At 58.0% G+C, this 17,761-nt stretch carries 16 protein-coding genes and 1 pseudogene; 8 read left to right on the top strand and 9 right to left on the bottom strand.

The genetic code is table 11. The features are described 5' to 3' along the window. Positions 1 to 39: 39 nt before the first annotated feature. The 9 genes and pseudogenes from IPJ12_04110 to IPJ12_04070 all read right to left on the bottom strand — a co-directional run bounded on the left by IPJ12_04110 (position 40) and on the right by IPJ12_04070 (position 11,819). A pseudogene (locus tag IPJ12_04110) lies at positions 40 to 4,876 on the bottom strand (NAD-glutamate dehydrogenase). Positions 4,877 to 5,380: 504 nt separating this feature from the next. Next, complete coding sequence (gene bfr / locus IPJ12_04105) at positions 5,381 to 5,863, bottom strand: bacterioferritin (GenBank protein MBK7646353.1); 483 nt, start codon at positions 5,861 to 5,863, stop codon at positions 5,381 to 5,383. A gap of 12 nt (positions 5,864 to 5,875) precedes the next feature. Beyond that, positions 5,876 to 6,361, bottom strand: a complete 486-nt coding sequence (bfr, locus tag IPJ12_04100) for a bacterioferritin (GenBank protein ID MBK7646352.1) — start codon at positions 6,359 to 6,361, stop codon at positions 5,876 to 5,878. A gap of 70 nt (positions 6,362 to 6,431) precedes the next feature. Then, positions 6,432 to 6,689: a ferrous iron transport protein A gene (locus tag IPJ12_04095; GenBank protein MBK7646351.1), complete on the bottom strand. Its 258-nt coding sequence runs from the start codon at positions 6,687 to 6,689 to the stop codon at positions 6,432 to 6,434. Beyond that, complete coding sequence (gene feoB, locus IPJ12_04090) at positions 6,686 to 8,635, bottom strand: ferrous iron transport protein B (protein MBK7646350.1); 1,950 nt, start codon at positions 8,633 to 8,635, stop codon at positions 6,686 to 6,688. The genes IPJ12_04095 and feoB overlap by 4 nt, the downstream gene beginning before the upstream one ends. Before the next feature lie 202 nt (positions 8,636 to 8,837). Then, positions 8,838 to 9,656 (bottom strand): alpha/beta fold hydrolase, encoded by an 819-nt coding sequence (locus IPJ12_04085; protein MBK7646349.1) that lies wholly within the window; start codon positions 9,654 to 9,656, stop codon positions 8,838 to 8,840. A 204-nt stretch (positions 9,657 to 9,860) separates the two neighbouring features. Beyond that, complete coding sequence (nudC, locus tag IPJ12_04080) at positions 9,861 to 10,640, bottom strand: NAD(+) diphosphatase (protein ID MBK7646348.1); 780 nt, start codon at positions 10,638 to 10,640, stop codon at positions 9,861 to 9,863. Between the two features lie 9 nt (positions 10,641 to 10,649). Then, a complete protein-coding gene (locus IPJ12_04075; protein ID MBK7646347.1) occupies positions 10,650 to 11,057 on the bottom strand; it encodes a phage holin family protein in 408 nt (135 codons plus the stop codon). 117 nt (positions 11,058 to 11,174) lie between these two features. Continuing rightward, on the bottom strand, positions 11,175 to 11,819 hold the full coding sequence (locus tag IPJ12_04070) for an SOS response-associated peptidase family protein (protein MBK7646346.1): 645 nt from the start codon (positions 11,817 to 11,819) through the stop codon (positions 11,175 to 11,177). Positions 11,820 to 12,307: 488 nt separating this feature from the next. On the opposite strand from IPJ12_04070, the gene IPJ12_04065 reads away from it, so the two are divergent. The 8 genes from IPJ12_04065 to IPJ12_04030 all read left to right on the top strand — a co-directional run bounded on the left by IPJ12_04065 (position 12,308) and on the right by IPJ12_04030 (position 17,718). Then, positions 12,308 to 12,466, top strand: a complete 159-nt coding sequence (locus tag IPJ12_04065) for a hypothetical protein (protein ID MBK7646345.1) — start codon at positions 12,308 to 12,310, stop codon at positions 12,464 to 12,466. Beyond that, positions 12,463 to 12,705 (top strand): hypothetical protein, encoded by a 243-nt coding sequence (locus IPJ12_04060; protein MBK7646344.1) that lies wholly within the window; start codon positions 12,463 to 12,465, stop codon positions 12,703 to 12,705. The genes IPJ12_04065 and IPJ12_04060 overlap by 4 nt, the downstream gene beginning before the upstream one ends. After that, on the top strand, positions 12,702 to 13,292 hold the full coding sequence (locus tag IPJ12_04055; protein MBK7646343.1) for a hypothetical protein: 591 nt from the start codon (positions 12,702 to 12,704) through the stop codon (positions 13,290 to 13,292). The genes IPJ12_04060 and IPJ12_04055 overlap by 4 nt, the downstream gene beginning before the upstream one ends. 87 nt (positions 13,293 to 13,379) lie before the next feature. Continuing rightward, entirely contained in the window at positions 13,380 to 14,375 is a 996-nt protein-coding gene (locus IPJ12_04050) for a TIGR00341 family protein (GenBank protein ID MBK7646342.1), read from the top strand. 9 nt (positions 14,376 to 14,384) lie between these two features. Next, positions 14,385 to 14,588: a hypothetical protein gene (locus IPJ12_04045; protein MBK7646341.1), complete on the top strand. Its 204-nt coding sequence runs from the start codon at positions 14,385 to 14,387 to the stop codon at positions 14,586 to 14,588. Positions 14,589 to 14,610: 22 nt separating this feature from the next. Next, positions 14,611 to 15,486: a polyphosphate kinase 2 family protein gene (locus IPJ12_04040; GenBank protein ID MBK7646340.1), complete on the top strand. Its 876-nt coding sequence runs from the start codon at positions 14,611 to 14,613 to the stop codon at positions 15,484 to 15,486. A 522-nt stretch (positions 15,487 to 16,008) separates the two neighbouring features. Beyond that, positions 16,009 to 16,815: a sel1 repeat family protein gene (locus IPJ12_04035; GenBank protein ID MBK7646339.1), complete on the top strand. Its 807-nt coding sequence runs from the start codon at positions 16,009 to 16,011 to the stop codon at positions 16,813 to 16,815. Positions 16,816 to 17,466: 651 nt separating this feature from the next. Next, the gene (locus IPJ12_04030) at positions 17,467 to 17,718 is read left to right on the top strand and encodes a hypothetical protein (protein MBK7646338.1); all 252 of its coding nucleotides are present in this window, start codon (positions 17,467 to 17,469) and stop codon (positions 17,716 to 17,718) included. Positions 17,719 to 17,761: the final 43 nt, after the last annotated feature.

Here is a 17,761-nt window from a genome sequence, read left to right as displayed (position 1 = left end):
TAGGCCGGTATTGGTCGAGAGTGCCCATCAGCCGGCGATTCAGCTCAAGCCGCGAAGTTCGCGCAGGGCGACAGAAAGCATTGGCATGTCCGGGGTTGACGCGGCGCGAATTTCACCAAACAGCTGGCGGCATCGATCCAGCTGGAACCCTCGTTTGGCCTGCCAGGCGGCAACCAGTGCGGCGACATCGGTTTCGTCCGGGTTTTCGCGCAGGGCGTCGGCGCACAGCATGTAAGCCTGGGTGGACAGATCGTCCTGTAGTGCGGTCCGGGCCAGTCCTTGCCAGTGAGTATCGCCCGGCAATACTGAAATCTGGTGTCGCATCCAGCGAAGGTCGAGGAGACCGCCGAGGGTCAGATAGACGCGGGCAACCAATTCCACCGGACGATTCAGTGCGCCGGCGACTTCGACAATGTCCAGCGCCGAGTACAGTTCGTCGAGACAGGCGATACGCTGGACCAATGCTTCCGGTACCCCTTGCTGCAGATACTCGGCCGTGACGCTGTCGAGTTCCCTGCGATATTCGGGCGTGACCATGGTGTAAAGATTGCCGGCCAGCTGCTCGACCCCGCCAGAAAAATGGCCCAGTGTTTTCGCCAGATCCTGCAGGTGGCCACGGTGGCGGAGGAACCACAAAGTGCCGCGCTGGACGAGATGCAGACATTCCAGAATCATTTTTATCTGGGTCGCATTGGCAATTTTGTTGTCGAGTCCTTCGATCGTTTGCCAGAGCTGAACCAGGCCGAATATTTCGCGTGCGGCAAGGTAGGCGCGGACAATGTCGGGCAGGGTGGCGCCAGTTTCCTCGTGCAGACGGAAGGTGAAACTCGGCCCAACCCGGTTGACCATGCTGTTAACCACATGCGTGGCAATAATTTCGCGACGCAGCGGATGGTTCCGGATGGCGTCGATATAGCGCTCGCGCAACTGAAGCGGGAAATAGCGCTCCAGTGCCGTGCGGATATATGGATCTTCCGGCACATCGGAAGCCAGCATGGCTTCGAATAGCTCCATCTTGTTGTACGCCAGGAGAACGGCCAGCTCAGGCGCGGTCAGACCGTGTCCGGCAGCCTTTCGTTCGACAATCTCTTCGTCGAACGGGAGGTATTCGATCTTGCGATTAAGCCGGCCGGCGTTCGACAGATAGCGGATATAGCGTGACTGTGCATCGAGCAATTCGGTGCCACGCGCACAGGTGACCGACAGCACCTGCGTCTGGAAATAATTGTCACGAAGCACCAGATGGGCAACGTCGTCGGTCATTTCGGTGAGTAGCTTGTTGCGTTGCTTTTCGGTTAATTCACCGTCTTCCATCGCGAAATTGAGCAGGATCTTGATATTGACTTCATGATCCGAGCAATCGACGCCAGCCGAGTTATCGATGGCATCGGTGCAGATGCGGCCACCCTGTCGCGCAAATTCGATGCGTCCCAGCTGGGTCAGGCCAAGATTGCCTCCTTCACAGACCACCTTGCAGCGCAACTCGCAACCGTCGACCCGGACCGCGTCATTGGCCCGGTCGCCGACAGCAGCATGCGCCTCCTTGCTGGATTTCACATAGGTCCCGATGCCGCCGTTATAAAGCAGATCGACCGGGGCCAGCAGCAGGTTGCGGATCAGTTCCTGCGGGGTCAGGGTTTCGGCCTCGATGCCGAGACTGGCCCGGGCCTGGGGGGACAGGGTGATCGATTTGGCGCTGCGTGGGTAAACGCCGCCGCCCGTCGAAATCAGTCCCTCCTGATAATCGGCCCACGACGAGCGGGGCAAGTTGAACAGGCGTTCGCGCTCAACAAAGCTCTGCTCGCAATCCGGATTGGGGTCTATGAAGATATGGCGATGGTCGACGGCTGCCAGCAGCTTGATGTGGCGGGATAACAGCATCCCGTTGCCGAAGACATCCCCCGACATGTCGCCGATGCCGACCACCGTAAAATCGTTCTCCTGCGTGTTGACGCCCAGTTCGCGGAAATGCCGCTTGACCGACTCCCAGGCGCCACGTGCCGGTGATGCCCATCTTCTTGTGGTCGTAGCCGACCGAGCCACCCGAGGCAAAGGCATCGCCGAGCCAGAAGCCGTACTCCTTGGAGACGCCGTTGGCGTAATCGGAAAAACTGGCCGTGCCCTTGTCGGCGGCAACCACCAGATACGGGTCATCGTCGTCATGGCGAACGAGATTCGGTGGCGGTACGATCTGGCCGCCTACCAGGTTGTCCGTGAGGTCGAGCAATCCGCGCAGGAAGGTGTGATAACAGGCGATGCCTTCTTTCAGCATGGCATCGCGGTCGCCGCCTGGTGGCGGGTTCTTGACCACGAAACCACCCTTGGAGCCGACCGGGACAATCACCGCGTTCTTGACCATCTGGGCCTTCATCAGCCCGAGTACCTCGGTGCGGAAATCTTCCATGCGGTCCGACCACCGCAAGCCGCCTCGCGCGACTTTGCCGCCGCGCAAATGGATGCCTTCCACCAGCGGTGAATAAACAAAGATTTCCCACATCGGCTTCGGTTCGGGCAGCCCCGGTATGCCCTTCGAATTGATCTTGAATGAATGGTAGGGCTTCGGGGCATTGTCCTTGCGCTGGAAATAATTGCTGCGTACGGTAGCGAGGATGGCAGCCAGGAATTGACGCAGGATGCGGTCGTCATCGAGGTTGGCCACGTCGTCCAGTGCCTGCAGGATTTGCGCTTCAAGGGCACTGGCCTGCACCGCATTGTCGAGATTGCTTTGCGGGTCGAAGCGAGCGAGGAAGAGTTCGAGCAATTGGCGGGCAATGCCGGGATGGGCGGCCAGCGTTTGTTCAATATAGGGCTGGCTGAAGGTAAAACCGGCCTGCCGCAAATATTTGGCATAGGCACGCAGGACGGCAACTTCGCGCCAGTCGAGCTGGGCGGCCAGCACCAGCCGGTTGAAGTCGTCGCTCTCGGCTGCACCGGTCAGCACATGACGGAACGTGTCCTGGAAAATGCCGCGGACGCGCTCAATATCCAGTTCTTCGGCACCCTTGAAGATCAGGCCAAAGTCATGCAGCCATACCGTTGGCCGGTCAGATCGCTGGATTTCATACGGACGCTCTTCAATGACCCGGACGCCCATGTGTTCGAGCATGGGCAGCGATGCCGAGAGGGGGACGGGTGCCGTGTCACGCAGCACCTTGAACCGGAGGCTGCCGGCCGGTGCTTCGAGCGGCACATAGAGGCTCATCGCCAGGCCGCCAGAGTCACTTAATGATTCCATCAATTCGATGTCCCCCACGGCGGCCCGCGCTTCGTAATCTTCGCGATAGCCGGCCGGGAAAGCGTTGAGGTAGCGGGCGTGGAGCAGATTGCCGCGCTCCTCGCCGCAACGCTCAGTCAGCGATTCGAACAGCTCGTCTTCCCAGCGACGGGCGGCCTGAACCAGGCGTCGCTCGATGCTGGGGACATCATAGTCGGGCACGTTCCCGGGTTTGGTATGGACCAGGATCAGGATGCGGGCCAGCGCGGATTCGGATACCTGAACATTGAACTCGCTCGATGTGCCCTGAAAGGCATCGAGCAGCACGTTCTGCATGCGCTGACGGAGTGCCGTGTCGTAATTTTCCCGGGGGGCGTAGATCAGGCAGGAATAGAAGCGACCGAAGGTGTCATGGCGGACGAACAGGCGCGTCCGTTGCCGCTCTCCCAAGCCGAGAATGCCCATGGCCACGGTATAGAGCTGGTCCGAGGTGATCTGGAACAGTTCATCGCGCGGGTATTGCTCCAGAATAATTGACAGGGCGCGGCCACCATGGCTGTGGGGTCGAAGCTCGGCACGGTCGAGCACATTCCTGACCTTCTGGCGAAGAATCGGAATGGCTTCCGGGCTGGCGCTGTACGCGGTGGCGGTAAACAGGCCGAGAAAGCGATGTTCACCGATGACTTTGCCGTCCTTGTCCATTTTCTTGACGCCAACATAATCGAGGTAACCCGGGCGATGAACGGTCGATCGGGCATTGGCTTTGGTCAAGACCAGCAGGCGCGGTTCGATGGCCACCTTTTTGACTTCAGGGGGCAGGGCCGAAAAGGATATGGAACGCTCTTCCCCTGTCTCGCGCAGAATGCCGGCGCCCGTGCCGGGCACGATGCGCAGCACGCAGTCGCTGTCGCCGGTCTCTTCGCTGATCTCATCGACCAGGGCGTATTCCCGGTAGCCAAGCATGGTGAAATTGCCTGCCGCCAGCCACTTGAGGAAGGCGATGTCCTCTTCGACCTGGGTCACTTCGATCGGTGGTGGCGAGGCCTCCAACGAGGTGACCAGATCCGTGAGGTTTTGGCGCATGCCTGGCCAATCGGCGACGGCAGCATGGACGTCGGCCAGGATGCGGGCCAAGCCTTGCTGCAGGGCTTCCAGGTGGGCAGGGTCTGTGCGACGGTCCACCTCGACATGAATGATGGATTCCAGGGTGCCGGCTGCCTCGTCGTGAATCTCCACGATTGCCTGCAGATTACCGTCACTGTCCCGACGCATCCGCATCAACGGGTGAATGATCAGGTGCACCGTCAGACCCTGACGGTTGACTTCCATGGTGATGGAATCGACGAGGAAGGGCATGTCCTGGCTGATGATTTCGATGATCGTGTGCGTTGATTGCCAGCCATGTTCTTCCGGTCGCGGGTTGTACACGCGGAGCCTGGAGGCGCCAGGGGTGAAGCGGCTGGCGAAATGCCAATGTGACAGCGCGGCGCCGTAGAGGTCCTGCGTTGAACGTTCGGCCAGGTCCTCGGCGGAGACTCTTTCATAGAAATTTTTTGTGAAGTTGGTCGCCAGGTCGGCCACGTCAGCCGGCAAGCGCTTCTGAATCAGTTCAAAGACTGCCGTGAGTGGATTGGTGTCGTTGTGGTCGGTCTGCTTGAGCATTATTGTCCTTTGGTGTCTTGCTGATTGGTTTCGCCTTCTTCTGCGAGAAGGTGTGACGCGTCGGCCTGCGGCGCGATGACGGCATCGTTCCTGATGGCTGGAAGCAGCGGGGACTGAGCGTCAATGCTTCCAGTGGGCCGCAATGTGTTTGATGCCAAGGATTGAATTTCCCGATCAACGTCATTTTTCGAGCATACGGTGTTGCGCCCGGGATCGCCGGTGTCGGCCGATTTCCTTTGGCAATAATGCAAGAATGCGCCGCGCTTGTCGATGAATGATCAATAGTGTCCGCGACCCGATTTTGATTTCAGGCGATTTTTGGTGTTGACCGCGGGATTGACAGGGCGCCCAACCGCAATGGGCCAGAACGGGCACCAAGTTTGCACTGCAGGTGCACAAGGCCATGACTGAGCGATTGGCCACGAGCCCTGCCGTGAAGGGAGAGACTCCACGGCGAAAAAAAGCCGCAGCAAGGTGCTGCGGCTGCTGCGAGTGCGAACGGTTTCAGTCTCCGCCCGGCTCCATGTAGGCCTGCAGGTAATTCGGCAGAGTGACGCTCTTGATCAGGCTGTGCTGCGTTTCCAGCCAGTCGATGGCTTCTTCGCAGTGTTCGAGCAATTCTTCCAGCAGATCGCGGCTGACGTAATCCTGCAATGTTTCGCACAAGGCGATGGATTCGACCAGCAGGGGGCGCTGGATTTCACGTTCGTATTTCAGATCGCACTGCAGGCACTCGACGACGTCTTCACCGATCATCAGCTTGCCCAGATTTTGCAGGTTGGGCAGGGCTTCCAGAAAGAGTACGCGCTCGATGATTTCGTCGGCCTCCTTCATGACGCGAATGGACTGCTTGTACTGGTAGTCGTTGAGCTTTTCGAGGCCCCAGTTGCGGAACATGCGGGCATGCAGGAAATACTGGTTGATCGAGGTCAGTTCGTTCTTGAGCACCTTGTTCAGGGCTTCGATGACTTTCTTGTCGCCTTTCATGGTCGCTCTTCCTTAAACCGGGGTGCCGGAGCCCATCTGGCTCTGCTGGTAGTTATGCAGGCCGACCAGTTCGATCAGTTTGAGCTGCTTTTCGAGGTAATAGGCGTGGTCCATCTCGGTATCTTCAAGCTGGATGCCGAGCATGTCGCGGCTGACGTAGTCCTGTGCCTTTTCGCAGGCGGCCATGGCTTTCTTGAGGTCGCCGACCACCTTGTATTCAACGGAAAGGTCGGATTTAAGCATGTCCGGGACGTTCTTGCCGACTTTGAGGGCTTCGCGCTTGGCCAGATTTGGCGTGCCTTCGAGGAACAGAATGCGCTGGATCAGCGCGCGGGCGTGGGTCAGCTCGTGCTCGGATTCGTGAATCGCCTTGTCGGCAAGGCTCTGGAAACCCATGTCGGCGTACATTTCGCCGTGGATCAGGTATTGATCGACAGCGGTCAGCTCACCGGCCAACAGCTCGTTGAGGATGTCGATTATTTTCTTGTCGCCCTTCATTGCGTACTCCCTGGATGGTTGAAAGTTACGGCTGGCTGGCGAAATTGGCTGGCTTGCCTGAGCGCCTATTTTAGGCGCCCGGGGCCAGCTTTTCCACCCAGATATAGCGTGCGACCGCATGCTCGAGGGCCAGTTCAACCTCGTCGGCGAGAATCACGGTCATTGGTCGTTGTTGCAGCACCCGGAGCGGACGATTGGTCGCCAGTCCGTAGGCGGTCAGCTGCTCGCGCTGGAGCGGGTCGATTTCATCGCCCAGCGCGGCCAGGCGAACCTCGGTACCGGGCGGAATGAAGGCGAGAGGCAGGCGGACTTCGTGGGCGGGGCTCATGACCAGAGGGCGCGCAGCGCGATATTGAACAGCCCGCCGATAAGGAAGGCGAAGGGCACAATCACGGCCACCATGGCGAGTGCAACCTTGCTGCCCTGTTCCTTGACCATCATCATCAGGCTGGCAAAGCAGGGAACGAACAGGGTGATGGTGATCATGCCGACCACCGCCTGGATCGGGCTCAGCGTATGGGCCATCGCAAACAGGCCGGTGGCGCCGAAATCACGACGCAGGAAGCCCATGACGAAAGCCGCGGAGGCTTCCTTCGGCAATCCGAGCCAGCCCGATACCAGCGGCTCACCGGCTTCGATGATGGCCGGCAGTACGCCGCTCTTGTCCATCGCGTACATGATGAAGGTACCGAGCAGGAAGAGGGGGATGACTTCGACTAGATACCATTTGAGCCGGCCACCGGTCTTTTTCATCACGTTGGCGATGATCGGCAGGCGCATCGGCGGCAGTTCGGTGACCAGCGGGATGCGGCGGCCGGGGATCAGTTTGGCCGCAAGAAAGCCGGCCAGGAGCAGAACGCCGACCATGGCCAGCACCCAGATGAGCACGGCAGAGAACGATACCCCGCCGAGCATGCCAAGGACCACGCCCAATTGCGCCGAGCAGGGAATGGCCAGTGCGAGCAGGAAAATGGTGATCAGCCGTTCGCGACGGCTGTGCAGAATGCGCGTGGTGAGCGTCGCCATGGTCACGCAGCCGAGCCCGAGAACCATTGGCAGCACGGCACGGCCGTTCAGTCCGATCATGGCAAACAGCCGGTTGGCGATCACGGTGAGTCGCGGCAGATAGCCGGAATCCTCAAGGATGCCGAAGGCAAAGAAGAACGTGCTGACAATGGGCAGGATGAGCGCCAGCGCGTAGGTCATGCCCATGGTCCACAAGCCGTATTGGCCGACCAGCAATTCCTGCAGCCAGACCGGGCTGATCGTGGCGGTGACGAAATCGCTAAAAGCCGGGTTCAGAATCCCTTCGAAAAGGTCTTTCTCCATCAGGCCGACCAGCGTCGTGGCGCCAAAGACGCCGACGAACTGATAGACCGCATACAGTACGGCGAGCAGGATGGGGATGCCCCAGACCGGATGCACGACATACTGCCCCATGCGCTGTGACAACAAGGGGCTGCTCTTGAGCGCGCGCTGGATGACGCTGGTCGCCAACGCATCGGCCGCTTCAGTGCGTTCGCGTGCCAGCAGGGCGGGGAGATCACCGTCGGCGCGGTCTGACGCGGCCTGGCGCAGGGCTTCGATCTGGGCCAGATTGTCGCCGGCGTGCTCGGCCAGCCAGTCGGCGACGACCGAATCGCCGCCCATGTACAGAATGGCCAGTCCACGGGCGGCCAGTAACGGATGCGGCGCCAGGCGGGTAATGGCGTCGGCGACGCGCTTGATGTCGGCCTCGATCTCCGGGTCGTAGCGCAGCAGCGCTTCGGCGCGGCGGGCGTGGGTCATGCCGCTAGTCAGTTCGCCAATGCCTTCGCCACCGGTGGCAACGGTGGCGAGGACCGGGATACCCAGTTCTTCGGCGAGTGCGGGAATGTCGACCATGACGCCGCGGGCCGCTGCTTCGTCGTGCATGTTGAGCGCCAGCACCATGGGCACGCCGAGTTCAGCCAGCAGCGCCGTCAGCGTCAAGGTGCGGCGCAGATTCTTGGCGTCGCCGACTTGCACAAGGCAGCGCGACGACTCGTTGAGCAGGGCTTGCATGGTCGCCCGTTCGTCGTCGCTGCGCGAAGGCAGGGCGAGCACGCCGGGTGTGTCGAGCAGCATCGCCTCTCGGTCGAAACGGGCGCTGGCCCGGGTTACTTCGACAGTGGTCCCGGGGTAATTCGAAACATTAACGTAGGCGCCGGTCAGGCGATGAAAGAGGACTGATTTGCCGACGTTAGGGTGCCCGACGAGCAGGATGGCATTGGCGGCAGGGGAAGGAGTGGTCACGTTCTAAGGGCTTCAGGTGTTACTCAATACTCGGCATATGCCGAGCCAAACGCTACTTTACGCCGGATTTTCCCTCGGCCAGATGATCCAGGACAAGTTTTTGCAATTGCGACGCGTTAGCAATTGGAATCGGTCGGACTCTGCCCGGCATGGCGAACTATTTTTGGCCATGCCGGGCCTGCGCCGGCCGTAGATGACGATGTCAGGCACTGCAGCTGCTGACGATTTCCAGTTTTTCCATCCATTCGAGCAGACTGTCTGCTGCAGACTGCCATTGGGTATCCAGCATAAGCACGTGCCCCAGATTCGGCAGGCGTCGCACTTCACCCCGCCACGGCACGGCGGAGAAATACAGCATTGAACTCGAAAACACGGCGTCTTCCTCGCCGCCCATGACGACCACCGGCAATTTGCGGCGCGATTTCGGGCGCACCATCAAGGCCGTGGCCATTTCTGCGATGGCTTTCTGTGATTCAGGAACGACGAAATTCATGAAGCGTCTGGCTTCACGTACGGACATGTCCTTGGCGAAATAGACACGCGTCAGCACTTCTTCAATTTCGTCGGAGCGCTGCCCGTCAAGGACGCGTTCAATGGCTTGCAGAAAGCCGGGAAAACGCGTCGTCAGGCTGATGGCGCTGGGTAGCGTGCCGGTGGGTGGAACAGGCGCGAGAAATGCGGCCGCAACGGCGTCGCCGGTTTCGAGATAGCGCTCCAGAACCATGGTGCCCATCGAGTGCCCGATCACGATGGTCGGCCCGTCGATCTGGGCCATCGCGTGCGCCACATCTGCCGCATAGTCGGCTATCCCGAAATCATCGATGTGCTCCCGGCCTTCGCTGGCGCCATGGCCGGCGAGGTCGACGGCATAGCAGTCGTAACCCTGCTCCTGGAAAAACGGGATGAAATAATGTTGCCAACAGCTTGAATCGACGTAGCCGCCATGCACGAAAAGCAGGTTGGCTCGCGCTTCAGGATGAGCCGTGGGATGGCGGTGGAGCTTGATTTTTCGTTGTTTCATTTTGGTATTTTCGAGTCGGTTGCATGTGCCGTCGCACAGAGGTTGGTGCGGTGAGGCATGAAGGAAGGCTGCAGGGATGCTGGGGCCGGAATCATTGAATGAGTCGGTTGCCGGTTGTCTTTTTGACGCGCTGAAACAGTGATATGTCGACGTTCGACAGGGAAAAAGACTGTGCTGCGGTCAACCGGAAAAAACGGCAGAATATCAAAATTTCTCCTGCGCTTGCAAGGCAGCCTCGATCAATCGGCGCGAAATGCTGATCGGCTCCGGCAGGATGGGCAGGGCGTCGATGGCGAACCACCCGGCGGCCTCAATCTCCCTGGTATCCGGCGTGACCTCTCCGCCGGCATAGTCGGCAAAGAAGGCAATCATCAGCGAATTGGGGAAAGGCCAGGGCTGGCTGTTGAAATAACGGAGGTTGCAGATTTCAACACCGACTTCTTCGCGGACTTCGCGGGCGGCGCATTCCTCCAGCGTTTCGCCCGGCTCGACAAAGCCGGCCAGGGCGCTGAATACGCCCGGCTTGAAATGCGGGCTGCGGCCGAGCAACAGCTTGTCACCGTCGCGCACCAGAACCATGACGGCTGGAGAAATGCGCGGGTAAGCGAGCAGGCCGCAAGCGGGGCACTGCATCGCCAGTTCACCGGCTTTCATGGCCGTCGGTGTGCCGCACCGGCCGCAAAAGCGATGGTTGTTCTGCCAGTCCAGCAACTGCGTGGCGCGCCCGGCCAGCGCAAAAATATCGGCGCCAGCCAGCTGGAAAATGGCGCGCAGTGGCATGGCGACGCCCGCGGCAAGTTCGGGGAAATACTCGACATCGGCCGCATAGCAGGGCAGGCCATTCAGCTCGCCAACGCTCAAGGCTCTTTCCGGGTGGCCGAATTCCGCAGCCAGGCCAGACGGGAAGACGGCATCGGTATCGCTCCCGGCGACGGTCAGCAGCCGATGCTCGGCGCGCAGAATCCAATAAGCGGGTTGATTCATGGCGAGGGGCTAAATGGAGATTCTCTGTCCCGGCTGCTCCGGCAGGCGGTAGATCGTCATCTCCGAATTCGGCGCCAGTGTTCCCAGTGCCATGCTCAAAATCGAGATGAACATGCTGGCAAAAAAGGCCGTCCAGAAGCCGGAAATCTGAAAACCGCTGACCACCTTGGCCACCAGCAACAGCATCAGCGCGTTGATGACAAGCAGGAAAAAGCCCAGTGTCACCAGTGTTAAAGGCAGAGTCAGAAAGACCAGCAGTGGCCGCAGCACGGCATTGGCAAAACCGAGGAGCAGCGCCGAGACGATCAGTGACGAGGTGCTGGAAAAACGTATACCCGTAAATACCAGGCTCGCCACCCACAGGCATAAGGAGGTGATGCCCCATTGGATGAAAAACCCTGCAAGATTGTCGAACATGTCGTGACCTTGGTTGCTTGGTGAAATGAGTGCTGCCTTAGCGCAGCGAAATCACACTTAGCATACTGAATTTTTTCAGCCTTGGCGCTCCGAATCTTGCACTGCAGCAAGAAGCGGCTAGGTGAACGCCAGTGCCAACTGAGGTGAGGGCGCCTCCTCGATCACCGGCTCAATCTTCAGTCTGTATTGAGAAGGGGCATTCAGCACCGCCTCGAATTCAGCGTCCGGAAAATCCGCGTGTTCGCCCAGCCAGAAATTACACACTTCCTGCTCAAGAATGATCGGCATGCGCTCTTGAATTGCACCAACGGCGGCATTGGCGCCGCTGGTCAAAATGGCGCAAGTGGTTCCCGCCAGTGGGTGGTGGTCGAAAATGCCGGCGAACATCATCAATTCACCACAGGGTCCGCTGATCCGCATTTTCTGCGCGCCATTTGCCAAGTGTTGCCATGCATGAAAGGCCGTGGCGGGGATCAGGCAGCGGTTTCTTTTGAGAATTTTGCTGTAGAACGGCCGGCAGGAGAGAGCTACACCGGGCAAGGTGATAAGCGGGTTGCGCGGCTCATGGTCGAGAAAACTGCCAACCAGCCCCCAGCGAGCCGTGCTGCCCATATGGCCGCTACCAGTCGAAGTAATCATCAATACCGGATCAGTCGGGTGCATTTCAAACGAACGGGGCATGTCTGCCTGAGCAAGCCGAAGCAGCGGGAAGCGCCTGTTCAGCGCGCTGGCTTTTGCATTGAGTTCGTAGCATTCGCACATGGCGGTCTCCCCGGTGATACGATATACAGTAGTTTATACAGTATTCGTGGGGTGCACAAGTCGTGAGGGGTATCTGGCGGTGGCATTTCTTGTTTTTATCAATGTTGTGTAGTGAATAGCAATCACCTGTTGTCCGGCTTTGAGATAACACGCGATCGGTGTCGTTGAGATCATTAGTCTATTTCCCTGTATTGAAGCCAGGTGTACGCCGCTTCATGCTCAACAGGTTCTGCGCCATGGCCGTCACGACCTCTATTTCAGGGGGCACTCTCCCGAATTTCAAAGCATAACGCTCGAGCGGCAGGAGTGGCTCTCACCAGGATTCGGTCAACATTCAGGCCAGAAGGATATTCCAGTTATGTGGGGTATCGCACAGACTTGCCGGTGCCAAAGCGGAGAATTACGACATCAGTGAAGTTCCCCAGTAATCGGGAGAAACTCCGGAGGGAATGCGAAATAAATAGAGGAATCCGGCCATCGCATTTCTCGTGCTCCCGGTTGTTTTGGCAAGCCTTGCGACGGGCCAATGGATCAACATTTGTTTGACGCCAGCGATCTTCTACAATGCCGTGGCAGTGATCGGCGTGCTGATTCAGACCATGGGCTTCAACGCAGAACAGGCGCTGACCAAGGAGACGATGCCATGATCCTGATTACCGGTTCGATGGTCGATAGCTTCAAACCCGCAGAAGCTCTGGCGCCAGCCTTGGTAGGCAAGGGGCTGCCGGACTCCAAGCCCCCGCCGCAACAAGTCGTGTCCGGATTGGCGCGACAAAAAATGGGCATCGCACCAATGAGCGGAGTCCGACTAGTTGCCCGCTTTCACCAAAAATATGGCCAACCAAGGCTGGGCAAGGCGCTTGGCCTGAGCAGGAGAATAAAATGAATCAACAAATCGCCAAGGGCATTTCCGGTCAAGTGATTCTGGTCGGGATATATGATGACGAAGCCAAGGCGCAACATGCCATCGAGCAACTCCGCGACAAGGGTGTTGCCCTGGATATGCTTTCCGTACTCGGCCGTGTACATGCATCGGGTGACGACGTGCTCGGCATCTATTATTCGGGCGTTGGCTCACGAGTCCAGGCTTGGGCCAGGCAAGGCGCACTCTGGGGCGGGCTCTGGGGAATGCTGGCCGGCGCAGCAGCCATGTTCGTGCTGCCGGTAGTGGGGCCGATATTTGCTGCCGGCCCGGTTGTCGAAGCGATTGTTGTCACATTGGGCGGTGGCATTGCTGGCGCCACCACTGGCGGTGCCGCAATGGCTGGTGCTGCTTCCCTGACCCATCTGGCCTCGGTCATGCACCGCATGGGTATCCCGCAAGAGCAGCTCGATCACCTGCATCAGGCCATCGTGGACGGCCATTTCCTGTTGTTGCTGCGAGATGAAAAGGATGAAGTTTTACCTTGGCTGGAAGTGCTTCAGCACAGCGAAGCCTGCGAAGTGATTGAGCTGCCCTACAAAACCTTGTAAATGCACTTTGATCCACCTTGCTGCTACTTGGCAGCAGGGGCGGCATGCCGGAGATTCGGAATCGAATAAAGAAAGAATGGCAATACTATGGCCTTGCGATTAATAGAGATCGTCTTGCCGGAAAAGGATGGCGCGGAGCTTCGCGAGCTTCTCAAGGCCCACGAACTGCTCGAACACCGACAGATTCGGCTGATAGATGAAGAAGTGTTGGTGCGGATACTGCTTGACGCGGAACAGCTCGAGGCAGTGCTGGACTTGTTGGAGAGTCGCTATACCAATAAGGATGGCAAACGGGTGGTGATTCTTCCTGTCGAGGCAACCTTGCCTCGTGCCGAACCAGAGCCGACTGCCGAGCCCGAACAAGCCGAGCCTGAAGAAAAATCGCCCGAGCGGATCGCCCGGGAGGAATTGTATGAAGATATTAAAGATGCCGCGCACTGCTCGCGGGTCTATCTGGCCATGGTGGCACTGTCCACGATCGTGGCGGCCATCGGCCTGTATTACAACAGCGTAGCCATCATCATTGGTGCCATGGTGATCGCCCCCTTGCTGGGACCGAACATGGCCATGGCCTTGGCCACGACCTTGGGCGACTTACCCTTGCTGTGGCGCGCGCTGAAGACAAGTGTGGCCGGAACAGGGACAGTGATGGCGCTGTCGGTAATCCTCGGCGTGGTGCTGCAGGTGGACCCGGCATTGCCGGAGGTGGCGTCACGAAATGGCGTGGCGCTGGGCGATGTTGTCGTTGCCCTGGCGTCTGGCGCGGCGGGGGCGCTGGCATTTACCACCGGGGTGTCGGCAACGCTGATCGGTGTCATGGTGGCGGTAGCCTTGTTGCCGCCACTAGTGACGTTCGGCCTGCTTTTGGGCAGCGGGCATCTGGTGATGGCCAGCGGAGCGCTATCGCTGTTTTTGATGAACCTGATCTGCATCAACCTGGCTGGCGTGACGACATTTCTGGTTCAGGGGATTCGTCCGGCAAGCTGGTTGGAGAAGGATCGAGCTGCGAAGGCCACGCGTATCTCCATCATGCTGTGGGGAGTACTGTTGGCGGCGTTGATCGGCCTGATCCTTGTCTTGTGAAAAAGCTGAATGAACTTCTTTTACCGTGTCAGCAAACTGGTCGCCATGGCGCTATCGCTTCCGGCTGGCGAATCGCACAGCCTGATCCTGACGCTTAGCTTTTTCGTGGTCGTTTTCTCGATCCTTGCCCAAGGTTTGACGATTGGTCGAGTTGTCGGATCACCAACGGCTCGATGGCAGGTATTGAGGCGGTTCCGGACGCAGCAAAGTTGAATGCAATTCAGAAAGGATTCAAATGAAAATTCATCTCAAGGACTTTCGGGTGCCGGAAGGCAAAACGGTCGATTTGAAAAAATGGCCCACTGAGGTCAAGCCTTTCTACAAATCGAAATCGAAGTATCGGAAATTACTTCAAAAACATGTCGATAAATTGAGTGAATTGCAAAAGCTGCACTATGCATCCAATCGCTATGCGGTGCTGCTGATCTTTCAGGCCATGGATGCGGCCGGAAAAGATGGCGCCATCCGGCACGTCATGTCCGGCATCAATCCGCAGGGTTGCCAGGTATTCAGTTTCAAGCATCCAAGCGCCACTGAACTGGAGCACGACTTTCTCTGGCGCAGCACGCAATCGCTACCGGAACGTGGTCGCATTGGCATCTTCAATCGCTCTTACTACGAGGAAGTGCTGATCGTTCGCGTGCATCCGGAGATATTGATCGGTCAGCGACTACCGGATGGTGTGTTTGACGAAGAAACGATCTGGCAGGAACGCTATCGCTCAATTGTCGACCTGGAAGCCCACCTGCATCGAAACGGCACGCGAATCATCAAGTTCTTCTTGCATTTGTCGAAGGACGAACAGCGCAAGCGCTTCCTCAAACGTATTGATGATCCCGACAAGAACTGGAAATTCAGTGAGGCAGACATCGAGGAGAGGCAATACTGGGATAAATACATGCTCGCCTACGAAGACTGCCTGAGCGCTACAACCAGCGAAATCGCCCCCTGGTACATCGTCCCTGCTGACGACAAGAAAAATGCCCGGCTAATCGTCTCGCAAATCATCCTGAAGACATTCAAGGCGCTCAAGATGAGTTACCCGGAGACCGATGAAGCGCGACGCGAGGAATTGCAGGGAATTCGTCAGCAGCTGGTAGAGGAATCCTGAGCGATTCATGTCATAGTGCGGCGGCCGGCAAAAAGCGGCCCCTCCAAAAAGTTGCTTCTACACCCGCCTGCGCGGTGAATCGGGAGCGTTACAGTCAGCGATATATTCCATTTGGTTAGAAGTGCTATTCAGTGATGATTAAAAAGTACCGATCAACTTTCTTCATCAGCAATTAGCACGTCCCGTCCAAAATCCGCCAAGCCTGCGGCGGAACAGAGCTCATGGCTTAATTATGGTGAGTTGATCGATGACACAAGGTCTCCCTGCCTCAATAAATCGAGGTCACGGAACAGGTCGAAATTTTTTACCGCCGGATTCGAAAGCAGGCACGGATTTGGCCACCTGTCTCCCGCCGCTTTCAGTCAGCAATGCGGATGGCCGTTTAAGCTTTGGGCGCTACGATTCGCAATCAACCCCACTTTGTTTCGAACTTTCGCCAACAGGCCGGGTCTGGCTTAACAGCCGGGCAAGAACCCAATAGAACTTCAACCAATCCGGCAGGAGGCAACAATGAATCGAAAAATGTTTGGCTGCTGGGCGATCATTTGGGCAATCGCCGGGTTTTCCGCTCAGGCCGGCGCTCAGGATAGTACGTCCGAGGATTGGATCAAGAACCCGGCAATGGGCAATTACAAGGCTTATGCCGAGTTCAAGATGGCCAATTACGACACAGCCCGGCACATCTGGGAAACATTGGCCGGGCTGGGTAATCCGGATGCGCTGTTCAATCTCGGGATTCTGGCCGAGGATGGGCTGGGCGAGAGTCGCGATTTGAAGAAGGCGGAATCGCTCTATGTGGCAGCGGCCAATGCTGGCGGTTTCAAGGCGCAATACCGCCTCGGCATGCTCTACAGCGGTACTGACCCTGCAACCCGCAATCTCGACAAGGCCCGTCATTTTCTAAGTCTGGCTACTGAGCATGGTGACCGCGACGCGGCGGCCCGGCTTGCTTCGCTTGATCAGCCCAACCGGCCGCCGACGGAATTCGAGCGCGCCGAATTGCTGTCCAACGCCGGCAAGCATGCTGAGGCAGCAGTGTTGTACAAAAAGCTGGCTGATGCCGGCGATATCACGGCAGTTACCCGGCTGGCCTGGATGTATGAGGCTGGCCGCGGCGTCGAGCGTAGCCTTGACGAAGCAGCACGCCTGTTCATGCAAGCGGCCCAGGCCGGTGGCGCCGAGGCGCAATACGCCATTGCCGTGATGTACCGCACGGGCAAAGGTCAGGTGAAAGATAAAGAGCAGAGTCTGATCTGGCTCAAGCATTCGGCCGAGCAGCATTACCCCGCCGCCATCGCGGCACTGGCGGCTGAAACATCTGCCGAATAGGCAAGCAGATAATTGCTTTCCCGGATGACTTGGTGACGGCCATCTTTGCAAACTTGTGTATCAGGCCCAGCGACGGATTTATCCGCAGCTATTTCAGCAGGGTAAGAATGAAGTGGCACGAAAAGTTTTCGGGGGTAACTTCGATGACAGCACTCTCGCAAGCGGGTTAGTTATCCGAGACTTTTATTTCGTTTTGAAACGATAAGCACTAGTACCCAGCGCTTGGAAACATCAGGGACACAACACGGGTTCCTTTTTGAGTCTGACCTTCCCCAAAGCCTGACCTACTGGAATGGGCACAACTGATCCATTCGTCTGTCTTTTTTGATTGAAAAGGGCGGATCACGAAAGTTTCAATTTTGGCCGTTTTTTCCGGTTGACCGCAGCAATGGTCTCGTCGGCGCCAATGCTCGAAAACTTCACCCATCCCTAGGGGTACCCCCCACCTTCAGTGACGGTGCATCTCCGTTACCCCAATTTCTGAACCCATCGCCACAGCAGCCCATGAAAGCGTTATGTGCTGTGGCACACGGTCGGCAACCGAAATTGCGTCTACAAGTGGTGTTAACAAAGGGATTGGGTATGCCTCGGCGGTCGAAAGTCAGCGCCGACGCAACCATGAATTGATACATAGCCGCATGGAGTCACGCCATGAACCGCATGAGCCTTCGCAAGACAGTTAGCGCCGCCACATTGCTAGGCGGGGCGATCATGGCAGCAAATGCGCTCGCCCAAATGCAGGGTGGAAACGGCCAAGGCTACGGAATGATGCACGGCAATGGCACCAACTGGATGGGTGGCTATGGCGGAGCAATGGATGGATACGGTGGATGGGTGCCGGTCCTGCTCGTCATCGTGGTTGCTGGCCTCGTCGTCTGGATCGTCAAGCAAAGGAAGAAGTGAAAGCTTTTCGTTTCAGTCACGCCTGAATGCTATGGACGGAGTC

It is taken from the genome of Betaproteobacteria bacterium (assembly GCA_016709965.1).
Lineage (GTDB): Bacteria > Pseudomonadota > Gammaproteobacteria > Burkholderiales > Rhodocyclaceae > Azonexus > Azonexus amarohabitans.
The sequence above is the reverse complement of the archived record's forward strand: the minus strand, read 5'-3'. Positions and strand labels throughout refer to the sequence as shown.